Source organism: Halomonas sp. SIMBA_159 (genome assembly GCF_046536035.1).
In the GTDB taxonomy this organism is placed as follows: domain Bacteria; phylum Pseudomonadota; class Gammaproteobacteria; order Pseudomonadales; family Halomonadaceae; genus Vreelandella; species Vreelandella venusta_A.
The window spans coordinates 1-263 of sequence record NZ_JAWJBT010000829.1; the positions used below are offsets into that span (position 1 = coordinate 1).

The 263-nt window shown below is 53.2% G+C and carries 1 pseudogene; it reads right to left on the reverse strand.

Annotated elements, in window-relative coordinates:
• Positions 1-263 (reverse strand): annotated as a pseudogene (locus R0J87_RS21545) (glutamate synthase small subunit); the annotation flags it as partial.

Genomic DNA, 263 nt, shown 5'->3' on the forward strand with positions numbered 1-263 from the left:
TACTTCTTTACGTGAGCCTGGCATATTGGCTTCGTCGCGCCGGTAGGCGCAGCTGACTTTGGTTGCGCCCTGGCGAATGGAAGTGCGTACGCAGTCCATCGCCGTGTCGCCACCGCCTAATACCACTACGGTTTTATCTTTTAAGCTAACGAACGGATGCTCTGTCTGCCAGCCCATCAGGTTATTGATATTGCCAATTAAAAACGGCAGCGCTTCATACACGCCCGGTGCATCTTCATTGGCTAAGCCGCCTTTCATAGGCG